Origin of the sequence: Streptomyces sp. sk2.1 (genome assembly GCF_008120935.1) — a bacterium.
GTDB lineage: Bacteria > Actinomycetota > Actinomycetes > Streptomycetales > Streptomycetaceae > Streptomyces.
The window spans coordinates 64,227-82,238 of record NZ_RDBO01000065.1 but is presented as its reverse complement, the minus strand read 5'-3'; the positions used below and the strand labels follow the sequence as shown (position 1 = coordinate 82,238).

The 18,012-nt window shown below is 73.4% G+C and carries 18 protein-coding genes; 8 read left to right on the top strand and 10 right to left on the bottom strand.

Annotated features, from left to right (window positions below; translation table 11 throughout):
* Positions 1–41 precede the first annotated feature (41 nt).
* The gene (locus EAO76_RS22815) at positions 42–488 is read left to right on the top strand and encodes an Lrp/AsnC family transcriptional regulator (protein WP_148837807.1); all 447 of its coding nucleotides are present in this window, start codon (positions 42–44) and stop codon (positions 486–488) included.
* Here the strand turns inward: EAO76_RS22815 and EAO76_RS22810 are convergent.
* From EAO76_RS22810 to EAO76_RS22800, 3 genes are all read right to left on the bottom strand, one after another.
* Complete coding sequence (locus EAO76_RS22810; RefSeq protein ID WP_148837806.1) at positions 478–3,573, bottom strand: AAA family ATPase; 3,096 nt, start codon at positions 3,571–3,573, stop codon at positions 478–480. The genes EAO76_RS22815 and EAO76_RS22810 overlap by 11 nt on opposite strands.
* Positions 3,570–4,736, bottom strand: coding sequence for an exonuclease SbcCD subunit D (locus tag EAO76_RS22805; RefSeq protein WP_148837805.1), 1,167 nt, complete (start codon positions 4,734–4,736; stop codon positions 3,570–3,572). Before EAO76_RS22805 ends, EAO76_RS22810 begins: the two co-directional genes overlap by 4 nt.
* 208 nt (positions 4,737–4,944) lie before the next feature.
* Positions 4,945–5,571: a YigZ family protein gene (locus EAO76_RS22800; RefSeq protein WP_148837804.1), complete on the bottom strand. Its 627-nt coding sequence runs from the start codon at positions 5,569–5,571 to the stop codon at positions 4,945–4,947.
* A 58-nt stretch (positions 5,572–5,629) separates the two neighbouring features.
* Between EAO76_RS22800 and EAO76_RS22795 the strand changes: the two genes are divergently transcribed.
* From EAO76_RS22795 to EAO76_RS22785, 3 genes are all read left to right on the top strand, one after another.
* The gene (locus EAO76_RS22795; protein WP_148837803.1) at positions 5,630–6,040 is read left to right on the top strand and encodes a CoA-binding protein; all 411 of its coding nucleotides are present in this window, start codon (positions 5,630–5,632) and stop codon (positions 6,038–6,040) included.
* An 89-nt stretch (positions 6,041–6,129) separates the two neighbouring features.
* Positions 6,130–6,981: an AAC(3) family N-acetyltransferase gene (locus EAO76_RS22790; RefSeq protein ID WP_262375671.1), complete on the top strand. Its 852-nt coding sequence runs from the start codon at positions 6,130–6,132 to the stop codon at positions 6,979–6,981.
* A 39-nt stretch (positions 6,982–7,020) separates the two neighbouring features.
* Positions 7,021–7,710: a hypothetical protein gene (locus EAO76_RS22785; RefSeq protein ID WP_148837802.1), complete on the top strand. Its 690-nt coding sequence runs from the start codon at positions 7,021–7,023 to the stop codon at positions 7,708–7,710.
* A 19-nt stretch (positions 7,711–7,729) separates the two neighbouring features.
* Here EAO76_RS22785 and EAO76_RS22780 read toward each other — a convergent pair whose 3' ends face one another.
* Together EAO76_RS22780 and EAO76_RS22775 are read right to left on the bottom strand one after the other, a co-directional pair.
* The gene (locus EAO76_RS22780) at positions 7,730–8,290 is read right to left on the bottom strand and encodes a YbaK/EbsC family protein (protein WP_148837801.1); all 561 of its coding nucleotides are present in this window, start codon (positions 8,288–8,290) and stop codon (positions 7,730–7,732) included.
* 92 nt (positions 8,291–8,382) lie between these two features.
* Positions 8,383–9,138, bottom strand: a complete 756-nt coding sequence (locus EAO76_RS22775) for a DapH/DapD/GlmU-related protein (protein WP_148837800.1) — start codon at positions 9,136–9,138, stop codon at positions 8,383–8,385.
* Between the two features lie 181 nt (positions 9,139–9,319).
* On the opposite strand from EAO76_RS22775, the gene EAO76_RS22770 reads away from it, so the two are divergent.
* On the top strand, positions 9,320–9,850 hold the full coding sequence (locus EAO76_RS22770) for a gamma carbonic anhydrase family protein (protein ID WP_148837799.1): 531 nt from the start codon (positions 9,320–9,322) through the stop codon (positions 9,848–9,850).
* A gap of 64 nt (positions 9,851–9,914) precedes the next feature.
* Here the strand turns inward: EAO76_RS22770 and EAO76_RS22765 are convergent, their stop codons facing one another.
* Together EAO76_RS22765 and EAO76_RS22760 are read right to left on the bottom strand one after the other, a co-directional pair.
* The gene (locus tag EAO76_RS22765; protein ID WP_148837798.1) at positions 9,915–10,574 is read right to left on the bottom strand and encodes a DedA family protein; all 660 of its coding nucleotides are present in this window, start codon (positions 10,572–10,574) and stop codon (positions 9,915–9,917) included.
* 158 nt (positions 10,575–10,732) lie between these two features.
* Complete coding sequence (locus tag EAO76_RS22760) at positions 10,733–11,170, bottom strand: DUF4442 domain-containing protein (protein WP_148837967.1); 438 nt, start codon at positions 11,168–11,170, stop codon at positions 10,733–10,735.
* Between the two features lie 144 nt (positions 11,171–11,314).
* On the opposite strand from EAO76_RS22760, the gene EAO76_RS22755 reads away from it, so the two are divergent.
* Positions 11,315–12,379 carry a hypothetical protein gene (locus EAO76_RS22755; protein ID WP_148837797.1) on the top strand — a complete coding sequence of 355 codons (1,065 nt, stop codon included), beginning with the start codon at positions 11,315–11,317 and terminating at the stop codon, positions 12,377–12,379.
* Positions 12,380–12,441: 62 nt separating this feature from the next.
* Positions 12,442–13,788: an MFS transporter gene (locus EAO76_RS22750; RefSeq protein WP_148837796.1), complete on the top strand. Its 1,347-nt coding sequence runs from the start codon at positions 12,442–12,444 to the stop codon at positions 13,786–13,788.
* Here EAO76_RS22750 and EAO76_RS22745 read toward each other — a convergent pair.
* The 3 genes from EAO76_RS22745 to tuf form a co-directional block, all read right to left on the bottom strand.
* Positions 13,750–14,595 (bottom strand): spermidine synthase, encoded by an 846-nt coding sequence (locus EAO76_RS22745; RefSeq protein ID WP_148837795.1) that lies wholly within the window; start codon positions 14,593–14,595, stop codon positions 13,750–13,752. The genes EAO76_RS22750 and EAO76_RS22745 overlap by 39 nt on opposite strands.
* A 22-nt stretch (positions 14,596–14,617) precedes the next feature.
* The gene (locus EAO76_RS22740) at positions 14,618–15,463 is read right to left on the bottom strand and encodes a patatin-like phospholipase family protein (RefSeq protein ID WP_148837794.1); all 846 of its coding nucleotides are present in this window, start codon (positions 15,461–15,463) and stop codon (positions 14,618–14,620) included.
* 65 nt (positions 15,464–15,528) lie between these two features.
* Positions 15,529–16,698 (bottom strand): elongation factor Tu, encoded by a 1,170-nt coding sequence (gene tuf / locus EAO76_RS22735; protein WP_148837793.1) that lies wholly within the window; start codon positions 16,696–16,698, stop codon positions 15,529–15,531.
* Positions 16,699–17,289: 591 nt separating this feature from the next.
* Here tuf and EAO76_RS22725 point away from each other — a divergent pair.
* A complete protein-coding gene (locus EAO76_RS22725) occupies positions 17,290–18,003 on the top strand; it encodes a TVP38/TMEM64 family protein (RefSeq protein WP_148837791.1) in 714 nt (237 codons plus the stop codon).
* Positions 18,004–18,012 lie beyond the last annotated feature (9 nt).

Below are 18,012 nucleotides of genomic sequence, written 5' to 3'. Positions count from 1 at the left end.
CATCACTTGATCCGCCGAGGATTTCCCTGTTGGCTCCGGGCATGACCGACTATTCCCCGGATGCCACCGACTGGCGCATCCTCGATGTCCTGCAACGTGACGGCCGCGCGACCTTCGCCGAGCTGGCGCGGGCGGTGGCGATGTCACCGAGCGCCGTGACCGAACGGGTGCGCAGGCTGGAGGAGGCCGGGGTGATCAGCGGCTACGCCGCCGTGGTAGACCCGGAACGGCTCGGGCTGCCGATCCTCGCCCTCGTGCGGCTGCGCTACCCGAACGGTCATTACAAGCCGTTCCACGATCTGCTCGACACGACTCCGGAGATCGTGGAGGCCCATCACGTCACCGGCGACGACTGCTTCGTGCTGAAGGTCACCGCCCGCTCGATGCGGCACCTGGAGGAGGTCTCGGGCAGGATCGGCGCCCTCGGCTCCGTGACCACCAGCGTCGTCTACTCCTCGCCGCTCCCCCGGCGCCCCGTCAGCCGCTGAGCACGTCGGCGGTACGGTGCCGGACCGCCGATCCGTGCCGCTCCTTCACCACCTCGAGCTGTGCGGGGATGCGGCGGCGCAGGTCGGCGACATGGCTGACGATGCCGACGCTGCGGTCCCGCTCGCGCAACGAGTCCAGTACGTCGAGCACTTCGTCGAGGGTCTGGTCGTCCAGGCTGCCGAAGCCCTCGTCGATGAAGAGGGTGTCCAGCCGGACGCCGCCCGCCTCGTCGGTGACGACGTCGGCGAGGCCGAGCGCGAGGGCGAGCGAGGCGAAGAACGTCTCGCCGCCCGAGAGCGTGGCCGTGTCGCGCTCCCGGCCGGTCCAGGCGTCGACGACGTGCAGGCCCAGGCCCGCCCTGCGGCCCCCGGTACGGGCGTCGGAGTGGACCAGTGTGTACCGACCGGACGACATGCGCTGCAACCGGGCGGTGGCCGCGGCGGCGACCTGTTCGAGCCGGGCGGCGAGCACGTACGACTCCAGCCGCATCTTGCGTTCGTTGTCGGCGGAGGTTCCGGCGGTGAGCCCGGCCAGCCGGGCCACCCGGTCGTACTCCTCGCGCAGCGGGCCGAGCCCGCGCACCTCCCGCTCGGCGTCCCGGGAGAGCCGGCCGAGTTCGGCGCGGCGCTCGCGCGCGGCGGCCAGCACGGCGGAGGCGTCCCGCAGCAGCCGTTCGGCCGTGTCGTACGCGGCCTGCGCGGCGGCCACCTCGGCCGGCGGGCGTTGCGCGGCGGCCCTGGTCCCCGCCTCGGCGAGCCGGTCGGCCACGGCGGCCGCCTCGGACTGCCAGTCGTCGACGAGGCGCTGGAGTTCGCGCTGCGCGGTCTCGTCGAGCAGGTTCAGCGCCGCGGCCCGCGGGGTGTCGAAACCGGCCCGGAACGCGGCGTCCGCGAGCCGGTCGTCGGCCTCCTTGCGGCGCTGTGCGGCCTCCTCCTCCGCGCGCACCGCCGCGGCGGCCCCGGCGAGCAGGCCGACCCGGCGCTCCAGCAGTGCGGCGTGCTCGGCCACGCTGCCGGACTCGCCGCGGGCGGCCGTCAACCCGGCCTCCAGCGCCGCCTGTTCACGGTCCAGGCCCTCCCGCAGCGAGGTGCGGGCGGCGGCCCGGCGCTCGGCCCGCTGCCGGTCGTCGAGCCGTTCGGCCTGCTCCCGCTCGGCGGCCGCGAGGGCCTCTCGCGCCGCGTGCGTACCGGCCGCGGTGCGGTGCGCCTCGGTGTGGGCGCTCGCCAACCGGTCGACGAGCGCGCCGAGTTCGGAGACGGCGGGATCGGGGGCGGCGGGCTCCGGCCCGGTTCCGGGCCTTTGCTGTCCGGCCGGACCGGTGGCCTCCGCCCCGTCCCCCGGCCGGGGCTCCGCCGTGCGGGCGGCCGTGCGCGCGGCCGCGTGCTGTTCGCGTACGACGCCCAGTTCCCGGTCCGCCGCGGTGCGCGCCTCCTCGGCGCGCCGGTACGCGTCGAGGGCCCGTTCCTCGGTGGCCCGGTCGACGTGTCCGTCGGCGGCGCGGGCCGGTCTGGGGTGGTCGGCCGAGCCGCAGACCTTGCAGTCCTCGCCGTCCACCAGTTCCGCCGCGAGTTCCGCCGCGATGTCGCGCAGCCGTCGCTCGCGCAGCTCCAGCCAGGACTCGTGGGCGTCGGCGGCGTGTTCGCGGGCCCCGGCCAGCCGCTCGGTCGCGGCCGACACCCGGAGGGCGAGCGCGTCGCGGCGGCGGGCCGCCTCCAGTCGCACACGGGCGGGATCCAGTCGGCCGGCGAGCTGTTCGGCCAGGGTGGCGGCCTCCTGGGCCTCCTCGATGCGGGCCCGCAGGCCGTCCCGGGTGTCCTCCCAGCCGGCCAGCCAGCCGTCCGCCTCCCGGATCAGCTCGTCGTCGTCCCTGGCCTGGCGGTCCAGTGCGGCGCGCTCGACGTCGATCTCGGCGCGGCGCCGCTCGGCGCCGCGCGCGGCGTCGAGGCCGCCGAGCTCCTGCCTCAGCCGCCCCTCCAGCTCCGCCAGTTGTTCGGCACCGGCGTCGGCCAGGGTGTCCGGCAGCGGCGCGCGGGCACGGTCGCGGGCCGCCAGGGCCGCGTGGTACGCGCGCTCGGCCTCGTCGCGCAGGTCCAGGGCGGGGGCGACGAGGTCCGCCTTGCGGGCGCGGGCGAGCCGGTCGCGGTTCTCCTCGTGGCCGGGGCGGCGGGCCTCCAGCGCGGAGGAGCGGCGCAGCGTCTCCTCGTGGCGCTGCTGGAGCGCCGCGAGTTCGCGTGCCCGGTCGAGGTCCTCCAGGGCGGCCGCCCGTCGGGTTTCGGCCATGGTCAGTGCGGACGTGGCGATGTCGAGCCGTTCGCGGGCGCCGCTGCGCGCCGTCGCGGCCCATTCCAGGACGCCGTCGGCGAGGCCGGGTTCTCCGGGCCGGGTGTCGGGGAGCGGTGTCCCGGCGACCGGTCCGGCGGCCTGGGCGATCCGCTGGGCCGTCCCGACGATGCGTTCGTCCCCGGCCCTGACCCGGGCCTCGGCGGTACGGCGCAGTTCCGCCAGGCGCTCCTCCACGGCGGCGAAGCGACGGGTGTCGAAGAGCCTGCCGAGCAGTTTGCCGCGGGCCTCGGCGTCGGCGCGCAGGAAGCGCGCGAAGTCGCCCTGCGGCAGGAGCACCACCTGGCAGAACTGTTCCCGGCTCATCCCGATGAGCTGGGTGATCTCCTCACCGATCTCCTGGTGGGAGCGGCTGAGCGGCTGCCAGCCCTTGTCCGGGCGGTGTTCCCGCAGCCCGCTCTGCGCCTTCTCCGTCGTGAAGCCGCTGCCCTTCCGCTTGGGGCGGGGCTGGGCCGGGCGGCGGGTGATCTCCAGGCGTCTGCCGCCGACGGTCAGCTCCAGCCGGACCTCGGTGGCGACGTCCACCGGGGCGTGGTCGCTGCGCAGGGAGGTACCGGGGCTCTGTCGCGCTCCGGGCACCGCCCCGTACAGGGCGTAGCAGACGGCGTCGAGGACCGAGGTCTTCCCGGCGCCGGTCGGCCCGTGCAGCAGGAAGAGCCCGGCCGAGGAGAGCGCGTCGAAGTCGATGTCCTGGGTGGTGCCGAACGGGCCGAAGGCGGTGATGGCGAGCCGGTGGAGCCTCAACGGTTCACCTCGCGCACCGCGTCGTCCACCCGTACGTGGTCGAAGGCGCCGCGCAGCACCGTCCGTTCCTGTTCGTCGGCCGCCGATCCGCCCCGCACGTGTGCCACGAAGTCCTCCGCGATCTGCTGGTCGTCGCGCCCCTTGAGGCGCTGTGCGTACGAGGCGAGCGGGTCCTCGGGGGCCCGGTCGGGTTCGAACACGAGGCTGAGCGTGTGCGGGAACCTCTCGGCGAGCCGGGCCATCGGTTCGGCCGGGCGCGCCGGGTCGGTGAGGGTGGCCTCGATCCAGGACTCCCGGTGCCGCTCCAGCGCGGGGTCCTCGACGAGATCGTCGAGACGGCCCCGGAGCCGGGCGAGCGGACGGGGCACGGGGAGGTCGACCCGTTCGGCGGCGAACGCGCCCGGGGCGCCGAGGTCGATCAGCCACATGGTCTTGCGGTGGTCGGCCTCGGAGAAGGAGTACGCGAGCGGCGAACCCGAGTAGCGGACCCGTTCGGTGACGGTCTGGCAGCCGTGCAGATGGCCGAGTGCCACGTAGTCGACGCCGTCGAAGACGCCGGCGGGGACGGCGGCCACTCCGCCGACGGTGATGTCGCGTTCGCTGTCGCTGGGTTCGCCGCCCGCGACGAAGGCATGGGCGAGCACCACGGAGCGGGTGCCGTCGGGGCGGTTCGCGAGATCGGCGCGCACCTGTTCCATGGCCGCGCCGAGCACCGCCTCGTGCCCGGCGCGCCCGGCCCCGAGGACGTCCTTGACCAGGGCGGGTTCCAGATAGGGCAGTCCGTAGAAGGCCACGTCGCCGTACCGGTCGGACAGGACGAGGGGGGTGGCGCAGTCGGCGGGGTCGGTGCGCAGGTGGATTCCGGCCCGCTCGATCAGTCCCGCGCCGACGCCCAGCCTGCGGGCCGAGTCGTGGTTCCCGGAGATCATCACGGTGGGCACTTCGGCGGCGGCGAGGCGGTGCAGCGCGTCATCGAAGAGCTCCACGGCGGACAGGGGCGGAACGGCTCTGTCATACACGTCACCCGCGACGAGCACGACGTCCACCTCGTGCTCGCGCACCGTCGCCACCAGGTGGTCCAGAAAGGCGGCCTGGGCCTCGATCAGGGGAACCCGGTGGAACGACCGCCCCAGGTGCCAGTCCGACGTGTGCAGGATTCTCAAGAGCCGGCTCCGACCTTCATCGTTCCCTTCCTCGCCCCCGGGCCCGCGCCGTGCCTGCCGGCGACCCCGTCGGCGGGGGCTCCTCGCTTCGCCCCCGACAGTCTTCCATCACCACCGGCACCGTCGGGCGGGAAGATCGATCCACCCTTCGACAGGGAGCCGTTCCGCGCCATTTCGACTCATATGACCGGATTTTTTCTGCGCCGGTTCAGGCGTCGCCGTACGCCTCGCCGCCCAGTTCGAGTTCCGCCTCGCCCGCCGTCACGTCGGCCAGCCAGCCGCGGAACGCCTCGACGTCCGCGTCCGGCAACCCGATCTCGATGACGACGGCGTCCGTGTAGCGGACCTCGCGCACGCTGCGGCCGGTGGCGCGCAGGTCGTTCTCCAGCTTGCCCGCGCGCTGGTGGCCGACGGTGACCGTGGCGAGACGGAACCGGCGGCGGGTGATGGTGCCGAGCGCGTCGAGGGCCTCGCCGACCACTCCCCCGTAGGCCCTGATCAGTCCGCCCGCGCCGAGCTTGACGCCGCCGTAGTAGCGGGTGACGACGGCGACGACGTACCGCATCTCGCGGCGCGTCAGCATCTGGAGCATGGGCACGCCGGCGGTGCCGCCGGGTTCCCCGTCGTCGCTCGCCTTCTGCACCGAGGCGTCGGCGCCGATCACGTAGGCGAAGCAGTTGTGGGTGGCGGTGGGGTGTTCCCTGCGGATTCGCGCGACGAAGTCCTGCGCCTCCTGCTCGGTGGCGGCGGGGGCGAGCGCGCAGATGAAGCGCGATCGGTTGATCTCGGTCTCGTGCACGCCCGCTCGGGCGACTGTCCGGTACTGCTCCTGCATCCCGCCAGCCTATGCCCCGGACGGGAATGGTCCGGGGCCACCACCCGTTGTCCGGGTCATGTACGCAGACGATGAGACGATCCGCAGGATTCTCCGCGACGGCGGCGACACCTGGGCGGTGGTGGGCCTGTCCGGCAACCGGTCCCGCGCGGCCTATCGCGTGGCCGAGGTGCTGCAGCGCTTCGGCAAGCGGGTGGTTCCGGTGCACCCGAAGGCGGAGCCGGTGCACGGCGAGGAGGGGTACGCCTCGCTGGCCGACATCCCGTTCCCGGTCGACGTGGTGGACGTCTTCGTCAACAGCGACCTGGCCGGCGCGGTGGCCGACGAGGCGGTGGCGGCGGGCGCCGGGGCCGTCTGGTTCCAGCTCGGCGTGATCGACACGGAGGCGTACGACCGGACGCGCGCCGCCGGGCTCGACATGGTGATGGACCGGTGCCCCGCCATCGAGATCCCCGCCCTGCCGTCCTGAAACCGACGGCCGGAATCCGGCCGCGGCGCCTCACCCGGCCGGATGTGCCCGGTATCACGTCCGGTCCGGGGCTGGGAGAATGGCCCGCTGTGAGTACTACGACCGCGCCGCCCCTCCCCCACGCCCGAAGCGGGCTGGCGGGCCAGTTGTCCGAACTCGGCGTGAAGCGCAACGGTGTCCTCCTGGTGCATGCCTCGATGCGCGCGGTCGGCCCGGTGAGCGGCGGGGTCCGCGCGGTGGTCGGCGCCCTACGGGAGGCGGTCGGGAGCCACGGCACACTCGTCGTGCCCGCCTTCACACCGGAGAACTCCGACACCTCCCCGCACTACCTCGCCCGGGTGCGCGGTCTCACCGACCGGGCCCGGGAGGCGGTGCGGGCGAGCATGCCGCCCTTCGACCCGGCGACGTCGCCGGCCCCGTCGGTGGGGGCCCTGCCGGAGGCCGTGCGGCTCTCCGACGGGGCGGTGCGCAGCCTCCATCCGCAGACGTCCTTCGCCGCGCTCGGCCCCCTGGCCCGGTACCTGATGGCCCGTCACTCCCCCGACTGCCACCTCGGCGAGGCCTCGCCGCTGGCCCGTCTCTACGACCGGCGCGCCCATGTGCTCATGCTGGGCACCGGTTTCGACACCTGCACCGCCTTCCACCTCGGCGAGTACCGGGTACCGGCCCCGCCCCGGCGCGACTACCGCTGCGTGGTGACGGCCGGGGGCCGGCGCCGGTGGTGGGAGTACGAGGACGTCGCCCTGGACGACAGCGACTTCGCGGCCCTGGGCGCCGACTTCGTGCGATCGGACCTGGCAACGTCCGTCCGTACCGGGACGGTGGGTTCGGCGACGAGCAGGCTCTTCCGCCTCGACCACGCCGTGGACTTCGCGGCCCGCTGGCTGTCCTCGCACCGCACCGGAGCACAGTCCCAGGCCCTCTGTCACTCGCCCGGCTGAACCTCTACATTCTTCCCCTCACACCGAGCGGGGGGCGTCGTGGAGACTGCACAGCGGGTGATCCGGAAAAGCGGACTGTTCTCACGGCTGATGTCGGCCATGGCCGGATTATGTTTTCTGCTCCTGTGCTACAGCGTGCTCAGGGAGAACATGCCGTCCCGGCTGACCAGTACGTGGCCGTGGAAACTGCGGCTGCTCGACATCCAGAGCGCGACGACTGCGACGATCGGCACCGTGGGCGCCCTGCTGGCCCGCGCCCAGTACGCCCGCGTCGTACGACCGGTACTCGGCTACTTCGGCAGAACCATGGCGGACCTCGCGCCCGACGGGCAGCTCGCATGGACGTGCCACCTCATCAATGGCGCACAGGACGTAGCGGTCGTCGAAGAGATCGACTACCAGGTCCGGTTCACCCGGTCCGCCCTGAGCGACGGTGCGGTGGACATCGCCCACTGGGAAAGCGGCCGGGCCGCGATCGCGGCCCTGGCGTCGAGGGGGCTCGAACAGCACAAGGACTTCACCCTGCACGCCATCGGCCCGGGGCGGCCCATTCCCGGTCAGGGGCTGATGCTTCTGGGTTGGTTCACGGAGAGAGCGATGCGCGAGGCCGAATGCGTCGTCGTCAGAGTACGCGTCGTCGACCGGGTCGGTGACACGCACGAGCGGTGCGTCAATCTGCTGAAGGAGGCGAACCGTCACCCCCGCCGCCCCGATGCGCAGTTGTTCTGACGGTCCGCGGCCGACCGGTTCAGCCCCGGATGCCGAGCCCGTCGACAATCGTCGCGCCTGGCAGCGCGGCCAGGGCCTTTCCGGGGACGATGAGCTTGCCCCGGCGGCTGCCGCTGCCGATCAGCACCCACTCCTCGTCGACGACGGCGGGGTCGATCAGCAGCGGCCACGCGGCCGGGAGTCCGACCGGGGTGATGCCGCCGTACTCCATGCCGGTCTCGCCGATCGCCGTGTCCATGGCGGCGAAGGACGCCTTGCGGGCGCCCAGGTGCCTGCGGACCGCTCCGTTCACGTCGACACGGGAGTGGGAGAGGACGAGGCAGGCCGCGAGCGTCGTCCCGCTGCCGCGCTTGCCCGCCACCACGACGCAGTTGGCCGAGGTGTCGAGCAGTTCCGCCCCGTGGTGCTCGACGAAGACGGCCGTGTCGGCGACGGCCGGGTCCGTGTCCACGTGGATGATCCGCTCGGCGGGGAATCCGCCCCAGCCCTCGGCCACGGCGGCGGCGACGGGCCCGGGGAGCAGGTCGAGGCGGTCGGCGGCCGGAGCGGCGGTGTCGAAGGATCCGATGGGGGCGCGCATGCGCATCACGCTAACAACACCTCGGCCGCCCCGGCGGTCCGTCCCGCCATGCGGGCAGGAGCGGGATCGCCGTGGCGGTCGTGCGCGGTCCGTCAGGCGTCGGGCGGGTCCGGTGTCTCGCCCGGCTCCGCCAGGGCCAGCAGCTGTTCGGGCGTGACCCCCGTCGGTATCGGCACCGGGGCCGGGGTGCGCAGCGGCGGCTGCCAGCCCTTCTCCGGGTCCCAGCTGCGCACGACGCGGGCGGGGGCACCGGCCACCACCGCGTGGTCGGGCACCTCGCCCCGCACCACCGCTCCCGCGGCGACCACCACGTTGCGTCCGAGTCTGGCACCGGGGAGGATCACCGCTCCGGTGCCGATCCAGCAGCCGGGTCCGATGGAAACGGGTTCCATGCGGGGCCACTGCCGGCCGACCGGCTCGTGCGGGTCGTCGTAGCTGTGGTTCGTGGACGTGATGTAGACGTACGGCCCGCAGTACGTGTCCGGGCCGATGGTCACCGTGGTGTCGGCGACCACGTGGCTGCCCCGGCCGAGCACCACCCCGTCCCCCAGGGTCAGGATGGGGTCGGGGCCGAGGTCCAGGTCGGGCATGAGGCCGGCCGTCAGCGTGACCTGCTCGCCGATGATGCAGTGCGCGCCGAGCTCGATCCACGGTTCACCGAAGACCGTGCCCTGCGGGAAGGCCAGCCGGGTTCCGGCGCCGATCCGGCCGAAGCGCAGCCTGCCGGGACGGTCCGCGGTGACCGCGCCCGCCTCCTGCACCCAGCGCCAGCCGCGGTGGACGGCCCCGGACAGGGCGCGCCGACGCCAGGCGGCCAGGGATGAGAACGCGTTCCTGTTCTTCGGCACCCGCACACGGTAGTCGTCCCCGCCGGACCCGATCGCCGCGACGACCTGTGATGTTCGCCCCACCGGGCGGCGGACGACCGGCCGTCGCATACCGTTCCTCCGGAGCGGTCGAACGACCGCGGTCGGCCGACCGGACCGGACGGGCCCGGCCGCACGGCACCTGAGCACGGAGGAACGGGCGATGGCAGAGCGGGCGTTGGTCACGGGAATGGGCGGCAAGGAGCCGGACATCGACGCGGACGCCTTCACGGCGCCGACGTCGGTCGTCATCGGCGAGGTCACGATGGCCGCGGGCTCCAGCGTCTGGTACCAGGCCGTGCTGCGGGCCGACTGCGGCCCCATCGTCATCGGCGCCGACAGCAACATCCAGGACAACTGCAGCGTCCACGTCGACCCGGGGTTCCCGGTCACGGTCGGCGAGCGCGTCTCGGTCGGGCACAACGCCGTACTGCACGGCTGCACCGTCGAGGACGACGTCCTGGTCGGCATGGGCGCCACCGTCCTCAACGGCGCCCACATCGGGGCCGGTTCGCTGATCGCGGCGCAGGCGCTGGTCCCGCAGGGGATGCGGGTGCCCCCGGGCTCGCTCGTCGCGGGCGTCCCCGCCAAGGTCAAGCGGGAGCTGACCGGGGAGGAGCTCGAGGGCATCAAGTTCAACGCGGCGGGCTACGTGGAGCTGGCCAGGGCCCACCGCCGGGCGCACGAGGACTGAGCGCGGAAGGGACGGCACCGGGCGCCGGTCCCGCGGGCCGCGCCCCCGACCCGTGCGGTCCCGGTCAGTCCGCGGCCGGAACGATCCCCGCGTCGGGCAGGGGAGCGGACGAGGTCCGCGCCGCCATCTTCCTGGCCCGGCTCTTCAGGATCAGCATCGAGGTCACGCCGATCAGCACCGCGGCCACGAGGCCGAGGTAGGAGAACCGCTTGAGCCACGCCTCGGCGACGATCCCCACCGAGTAGATGACGGCAGTGGTGCCACCGGCCCAGACGATGCCGCCGAAGACGTTGGCGATCAGGAACTTCCAGTACGGCATGTGGAGCACGCCCGCCAGGGGGCCCGCGAAGATCCGCAGCAGCGCGACGAAGCGGCCGAAGAAGACCGCCCACATCCCCCACTTGTGGAACGACCGCTCCGCCAGCGCGATCTGGCTCTCGCCGAAGTGCTTGGGGAACTTCCCGCCGAGCCGGGCCAGCAGCGGCCGTCCGCCCTTGCGGCCGATGGCGTAGCCGATGGAGTCGCCGATGATCGCGCCGGCCGAGGCGCAGGCGCCGAGGATCCAGGGGTTGATCCCGTCGTGTCCGGCGGCCAGCAGCGCCGCGCTGACCAGGATGATCTCGCCAGGCAGCGGAATCCCGAGGCTCTCCAGCCCGATGACGACGCCCACCAGGGCGTACACGCTGATCGCGGGTACGGTCTCCAGCCATTCCTGGATGTGCAACGCCGGTTCCTTCCGTACGGATGTCCCGTTGCCCGCCGGGCAACTCCTCGACGCGCGGCGGGAAGCCTACCCGTAGCGGCCTTCGTCCGGACAGCGCGAAGGGCCGCCACGCGCCCCCTTCCGGGAGGTGTGGCGGCCCCGTGCGGAACCGGCCGGGATCAGGCGTTGGGCCGCAGCGTCCAGACGACCGTCATCTCGCCGGTCACGGCACCGTCCTCGCGCCGGATCTCGATGACCACGGGGAACTCCGGGCGCTTGCCCCCGTCGAGTTCGGCGACGACCTCGGCCACCGGGCGGCCGAGGGTCGCCGTCGCGGTGACGACGCCCTTGGCCAGCTTCTTGTAGCCGATCTCCGCCTTCACCGCGAGCGGCACGGCGCGCGACAGCTGGTCGCCGAAGGCCGCTATGACGATCGCGCCGCTCGCCGACTCCGCCAGCGTGAACATCGCCCCGGCGTGCGGTCCGCCGATGTGGTTGTGGTAGTCGGCCTGATCCGGAAGCCGGACGACCGCACGCTCCGCGGTCGTCTCCAGGAATTCGAGATTGAGGGTCCGGGCCATCGGAACCGTCGCGACGAGCATCTCGCCGACGGACATCTGTTCAGCGCTCATGGCCGGATGTTACTTGCGAGTAGAATCTTTGGCCACCCCGGGCCCCGCCCCACCGGACCGCGTCCTTCACCATCCGCACACGGGGGCGGGCTTAGCAGACCGGCCACCGCCCCTCTATCGTTACTCGCCATGTGGCCAGGACAGCAGCCGCCCGGGGGCGAGCAAAACCCGCAGGACCAGAATCAGAACCCGTACCAGCAGCCGGGGTACCAGCAGCCGAATCCCTATCAGCAGCCGGGATACCAGCAGCAGGGCCAGCCCGGTCAGCAGCAGGGCCAGCCGGGGTACCAGCAGCCCGGCTACCAGCAGCCGAACCCGTACCAGCAGCCGACCGTGCCGCAGTACTCGGTGCCCGGCCCGCCCGGCGCCCCGCAGCCCGGCGACAACGGCCGGAAGAAGACCACCGCGATCGCGATCGTCGCGGCCACCGCGGTCGTCGTGGCCGCCGTGGTGACCGGTGTCGTCGTGCTCAACAAGGACGACGACAAGAACGACGACATCGCCGGCGGCGGCAAGTCCTCGGCACCGGCCAAGCCGTCCGGGTCCGCCTCCCCCGAGACGAACCCGCGCGGCGAGGACGAGGACGCCAAGCCCCTCATCCCCGGCTGGAAGGTCGTCACCAACCCCAAGTGGGGCACCCGGTTCGACGTGCCCGGCGACTGGGAGGTCGGGAAGCCCGGCGCAGGCTCATACTTCGAGGACGAGAAGAAAGGTGACGGCTCGCCCCTCATCCTTTTCTCCGCGCCGACGTTCTACCAGAAGAAGTGGTGCGTGGACGACACCGACAAGGACGGCGTCGAAGAGAGCATGAGCCTCGCGAGCGCCGGTACCAGGGGCGCCCAGGGTGCCACCGACGCCGCCAAGAACGCACACAGCGAGGCCGGTACCTGGGTGTGGGCCGCCTACGCGCAGCACATGCCGCAGAGCACCATCAAGTTCACCCCGGCCAAGCAGTACACCACCAAGTCGGGCCTCACCGGCCAGGTCGTCACGGCCACCGCTCCGAACGTCACGAAGAAGGAGAAGTGCGACAGCGACGGCAAGGCCATCGCCTTCACCTTCAAGAACAAGAAGGGTGAATTCGCGTCCTGGGTCCTCTACGGGGCCGACTCCGTCAAGGACGAGCTCCCGGACGAGACGATCCAGAAGATCCTCAGCACCGTGCGGCTGGTGGAGGTCGCACCGGAGTCCTGACCCTCCGGTCCTCCCCGGGAAACCAGTTGGCACGGCGGGGGCGGAGCGGCGATAGTCCCTGGGTGACCGCCGCCTCCTCCGCCTCCGCCGCTCCATCGAGCCGTTCCGCCCGCAACTACCGTCTTCTGACCGCCGCCGCGGTCATCACGGGCCTGGGTACCCATGGCGCGCTGATCGCGGCGGCGTTCGCCGTGCTGCAGGCGGGAGGCGACGGGGGCGACGTCGGCCTGGTGGCCGCGGCCAGGGGCGTGCCGCTGGTGCTCTTCCTGCTGGTCGGAGGGGCGATCGCGGACCGGCTGCCGAGGCACCGGGTGATGGTCGCTTCGAACACCCTCAACTGTCTCTCGCAGGCGGTCTTCGCCTGGCTGGTGCTGGCCGGCGACCCGAAGCTGTGGCAGATGATGCTGCTCACCGCGCTGTGCGGGACCGGGCAGGCGTTCTTCAATCCGGCGGCCGAGGGCATGCTGCTGTCCACCGTCAGCCGCGAGCAGGCGAGCCGCGCCTTCGCGCTGTTCCGGATGGCCACGCAGGGTGCGACGATCGGCGGGGCGGCGCTCGGCGGCGCCATGATCGCGGCGATGGACCCGGGCTGGGTGCTGGCCGTCGACGCCGCGGCCTTCGCCGTGGCGGGCGTGCTGCGCGCGTTCCTGGACGTCAGCCATATTCCCTCGCGCGCGCCGGGCGGCGGGCTGCTCGCCGACCTGCGGGACGGCTGGCAGGAGTTCACCGGCCGCCCCTGGCTGTGGAGCATCGTGGCGCAGTTCTCGGTGGTGGTCGCCGCGGTGGGTGCCGCCGAATCGGTGTACGGGCCGCTGGTCGCCCGGGACGAGCTCGGCGGCGCCCGCCCGTGGGGCTTCGCGCTCGCCGCGTTCGGGGTCGGCACGCTGGGCGGGGCGCTCCTGATGACGCGCTGGAAACCGCAGCGGATGCTGTTGGTCGGGACGCTCTGCGTCTTCCCGCTGGCCCTGCCGTCGGCGGGCCTCGCGGTGCCGCTGCCGGTGGTCTGGCTCTGTCTGGTGATGTTCGTCAGCGGCGTCGCCATCGAGGTGTTCGGGGTCGCCTGGATGACGGCCATGCATCAGGAGATCCCCGAGGAGAAGCTGTCGCGCGTCTCGGCGTACGACTGGTTCGGCTCGGTGGCGATGATGCCGTTGGCGACGGCGCTCGCGGGCCCGGTGGAGTCACTGGTGGGGCGCAGCCAGGCCCTGTGGGGCTGTGCGGGGCTGATCGTGCTGGTCACCGGTGCCGTGCTGTTCGTCCCCGAGGTGCGCAACCTGACCCGGAAACCCGACCCCGCCGAGGTGGCGGCCAAGGCCCCGGGCCCGGTTCCCGGCACGGCCCCGGGCCCGGCCGGGACCCCGGCCCCGGCCTCAGCCGATGCCGAAGGCCCCGTCGGGCGGCTCGGGTGAGGCGACCGCCTCGCCGTCCCCGACCGGCCGGGCGGCCCCGATGAACCGGTCCAGCGCGGGGCCGTGCTCGACCCTGGCGGGGAAGGCGTCGGCGGCGCAGCTGCGGGTCAGGGCCGCGATGTCGACGGGGTGCCGGGACGCGACGAGGACGGCGTTGCCGAAGCGCCTGCCGCGCAGCACCGCCGGTTCGGCGATCAGCGCGAGTTCCTCGAAGACCGCCGCGAAGGTGGCCAGTTGGGAGCGGAGGAAGTCGAAGGGCGCCCCGTCCGCGAGGTTGGCGGCGTAGATCCCGCCGTCGCGCAGCGCCCTGCGGGCGGCTCGCGCGTACTCGACGGAGGTGAGGTGGGCGGGCACCCGCGAGCCGCCGAAGACGTCCCCGATCAGCACGTCCAGGGAGCCTTCCGCGGTCCGTTCCAGCAGGCCGCGGGCGTCCGTGCCGTGCACGGTGATCCCGCTGTCCTCGGGCAGCGGGAGCCGTTCGGCGACCAGTTCGAGCAGCCCGAGGTCGGCCTCGGCGACGTCCTGGCGGGAGCCCGGCCTGGCCCCGGCGACGTAGCGGGGCAGGGTGAGCGCGCCGCCGCCGAGGTGGAGGACGTCCAGCGGCGCGCCCGGTGGTCCGGCGCGGTCGACGACATGGGCGAGCCGTCGCACGTACTCGAACTCCAGATGGTCCGGAGCGTCGAGGTCCACGTACGACTGGGGCGCGCCGTCGACGGTGAGCAGCCAGGCCCTGTCCCGGTCCACGTCGGGGAGGAGTCTGGCGGTGCCCTGGTCCACGTCCCGGATGACGGGTATCGACTCGTTCACCCCTCCATTGTGGGGTGCCGGATCAGCTGCCGAGGACCGCGGCGACGGCCTCGGCGTGCGCGGCCGCCTGGGCCAGACCCGCCCGGGCCGCCGCGGCCCGGTGGCCAGGGTCGAGGGGGTTGCGGCCGAACGCCCCCTTCGACGCCGCGTCGGGGGTGATGACCTCGACGCGGGCGCCGTTCGCGACGAGCCCGGCCGCCTGTGCGGCCGGTGCGGCGATGGCCTTGCTGCCGCTCGCCGACGGGGCGATGACGACGACGCGCCGGTGACCGGCGGCGAGGTGGGCGTTGGCCGTGGAGTACACCCCGCCGTCGATCCAGTCCCGGCCCCCGGCCCGGGCGACGGGCCACACCCCGGGGACCGCCGAGCTCGCGGTGACGGCGTCCACGAGGGGGACGCCGTCCTCCTTGCCGAACGTGTGGAGTTCGCCGGTGAGGGCGTCGACGGCGGTGACGCGCAGGGGGCGGTCGGGCCACTCCGGCGAGGGAAGGCGGCTCCCGATCGCCGCGCGCCGCTCCTCCGCGTCGATGTCGAGCCGGGCGCCCCGCGCCAGCCGGCCCAGCCTCCGGCCGTACTCCTCGGGGGTGCGGGAGAGCAGCACGGCCCCCGCGTAGCGCAGCAGGGTGAGCGCGCCGAGCCGGCCGCCCCTCATGTCCCGCGGGTCGGCGAGCTGGAGTTCGTACAGTTCGGGGAGGCCGAGCAGTCCGGAGGCCAGCTGCGCGCCGACCGAGGCTCCGGCCGAGCTGCCGATGATCAGATCGACAGCGGAGAGGTCCGCGCCCGCTTCCGCGAGTCCGCGCAGGATCCCGATCTCCCAGGCCCCGCCGGTGACACCGCCGGAACCGAGCACCAGTGCTGTTTCTGTCATGCCGTCAGTCTCGCGCACGGTGCGGGGCCCGCCTCCCGTGGGGTACGGGAGGCGGGCCCCGGGCCTCAGAGCAGCCCGGTGACGGTGCCGGCGCCGACCGTGCGGCCGCCCTCGCGGATCGCGAAGCCGAGTCCGGTCTCCAGCGGGACGTCACGGCCCAGTTCGACGGTCAGGTCGACCGTGTCGCCGGGGCGCGCCACCGCCACCTCGCCGAGGTCCACGTCCCCGACGACGTCCGCCGTGCGGATGTAGAACTGTGGTCGGTAGCCGGTGGTGAGCGGCGTGCTGCGGCCGCCCTCCCGCGCCGACAGCACGTACACCTGCGCCGTGAAGCGCCGGCTCGGCGTCACGCTGCCCGGCGCCGCGACCACGTGTCCGCGCCGGACCCGGTCGCGCTCCACACCGCGCAGCAGCAGGGCCACGTTGTCGCCGGCCTCGGCGGACTCCATCGGCTTCCCGAAGGTCTCCAGGCCGATGACGACCGTCTCGATGTCCGGCCCGAGCACCGCCACCCGGTCGCCGACGCGGACGGTGCCGCGCTCGACGGCCCCGGTGACGACGGTGCCCCGGCCGGTGATGGTCAGGACGTTCTCCACCGACAGCAGGAACGGCGCGTCGGTGTAGCGGACCGGCATCGGTACGTACGTGTCGACGGCGTCCAGCAGCGCCTCGACGGCCGCGGTCCAGCGCGGGTCGCCCTCCAGCGCCCTCAGCCCCGAGACCCGTACGACGGGCACGGAGTCGCCGCCGTAGCCGTGCGCGGACAGCAGCTCGCGGACCTCCAGCTCGACCAGGTCGGTCAGCTCGGGGTCCCCCGCGTCCGCCTTGTTGAGGGCGACGACGATGTGGTCGACCCCCACCTGGCGGGCGAGCAGGACGTGCTCGGCGGTCTGCGGCATGATCCCGTCGATCGCCGAGACGACGAGGATCGCCCCGTCGAGCTGGGCGGCGCCGGTGACCATGTTCTTGATGTAGTCGGCGTGTCCGGGCATGTCGACGTGCGCGTAGTGCCGGGTGTCGGTCTCGTACTCGACGTGCGCGATGTTGATGGTGATGCCGCGCCGCGACTCCTCCGGGGCCCGGTCGATCCGGTCGAACGGGACGAACGCGCCGGTGCCCCGGTCGCTGAGGACCTTGGTGATGGCGGCGGTCAGGGTGGTCTTGCCGTGGTCGACGTGGCCCATGGTGCCGATGTTGAGGTGCGGCTTGGTGCGCACGTATGCCGTCTTGGGCATGGTTCATTCCTTGGGATTCGAAGCTGTGTGAGGACCCCGGGGCCCGGCCGACCCTCCCCTTGCGGGGTCCGCCGGACTGTCGGGGGAGGGTCAGCTTCGGGCGCCGCCGAGGGGCGCTGCGGCGGCGGTGCACGCCGCCGTGACGACTGCTGCGGTCGCGGGGCTCACGGCAGCCTTCGGCGCGTCCGCGACTGCGGACGGCGCTGCGGGGAAGGCGTACCGGAACATGGCTCCGATGATGTCCGACCCGTACCTCCCCGTCGAATGGTTTTCCGGCGGACTCCCCCGGGCCGGTACGGGAGTTGGACACGCCCCCGTCGGCACCGCCCGCGCAGCAGCGTGCGCAGCGCGTCCTGCCCGAGCACCCTGCCCAGCCCGAACGAGATGCCCGCGCCCACCGCCACGGCCCGGCAGCCGGTACGGCGGACGACCCGGCGCGGCGGTCCGACAGACGGTCCGGCGCGGCGCGAGCGAGGGACAGGAGGCGCGCGGCCGTGCGGTGCGGGCGGCCCGTCGTACGGCGTGTGCGCGGCCGCCTCCGTGCCGCGCATGGTGCGGCGTTCGTTCACCGCTGTCGGCTACTCTCCCGGCATGTTCGACCCCGCCCCCGCCGCCCGGCCCGCCACCGGCCTCGCCGTGCGCTGCACCAGGGTGCTGCTCTCGCCCTGGTCCCGGTTCTCGCTGCTCGTGGTGGTGCTGCTGGCCGCGACGGTCGCGATGCTGCTCCTCGAACCCCAGCGGCTGCTCGCCACCGGCTGGCCCGCCCGGCTCGACGGCGGCGTCGTCGCGGTCCTCCTGTTCGGGGTCGCGTACGGCGTGTGCACCGTCGCCTTCGTACCGCGCCCCCTGCTCAACCTCGCCGCGGGCGCGCTCTTCGGCACGCAGTCGGGACTGGCCGCCGCGCTGGCGGGGACGGTGCTGGGCGCGGGCATCTCGTTCGGGCTGGGCAGGGTGCTCGGGCAGGACGCGCTGCGCACGCTGCTGCGCGGGCGGTGGCTCAGGGCGGCGGACGGCCAGCTGAGCCGGCACGGATTCCGTTCGATGCTGGCGCTGCGGCTGTTCCCGGGCGTGCCGTTCGCGGCGGCCAACTACTGCGCGGCGGTGTCGCGCATGGGGTATCCGCCGTTCCTGGTCGCCACCGGGCTCGGTTCGATCCCGAACACCGCGGCGTACGTGGTGGCGGGCAGCGAGGCGACGTCGCCGACCTCGCCCGCGTTCCTGGCCGCCATGGGCTTCATCGTGCTGACGGGGATCGGCGCGGCCTTCGTCGCCTGGCGCAAGCGCCACCGGCTGGCCTCCGAGTGACCTTCCTCT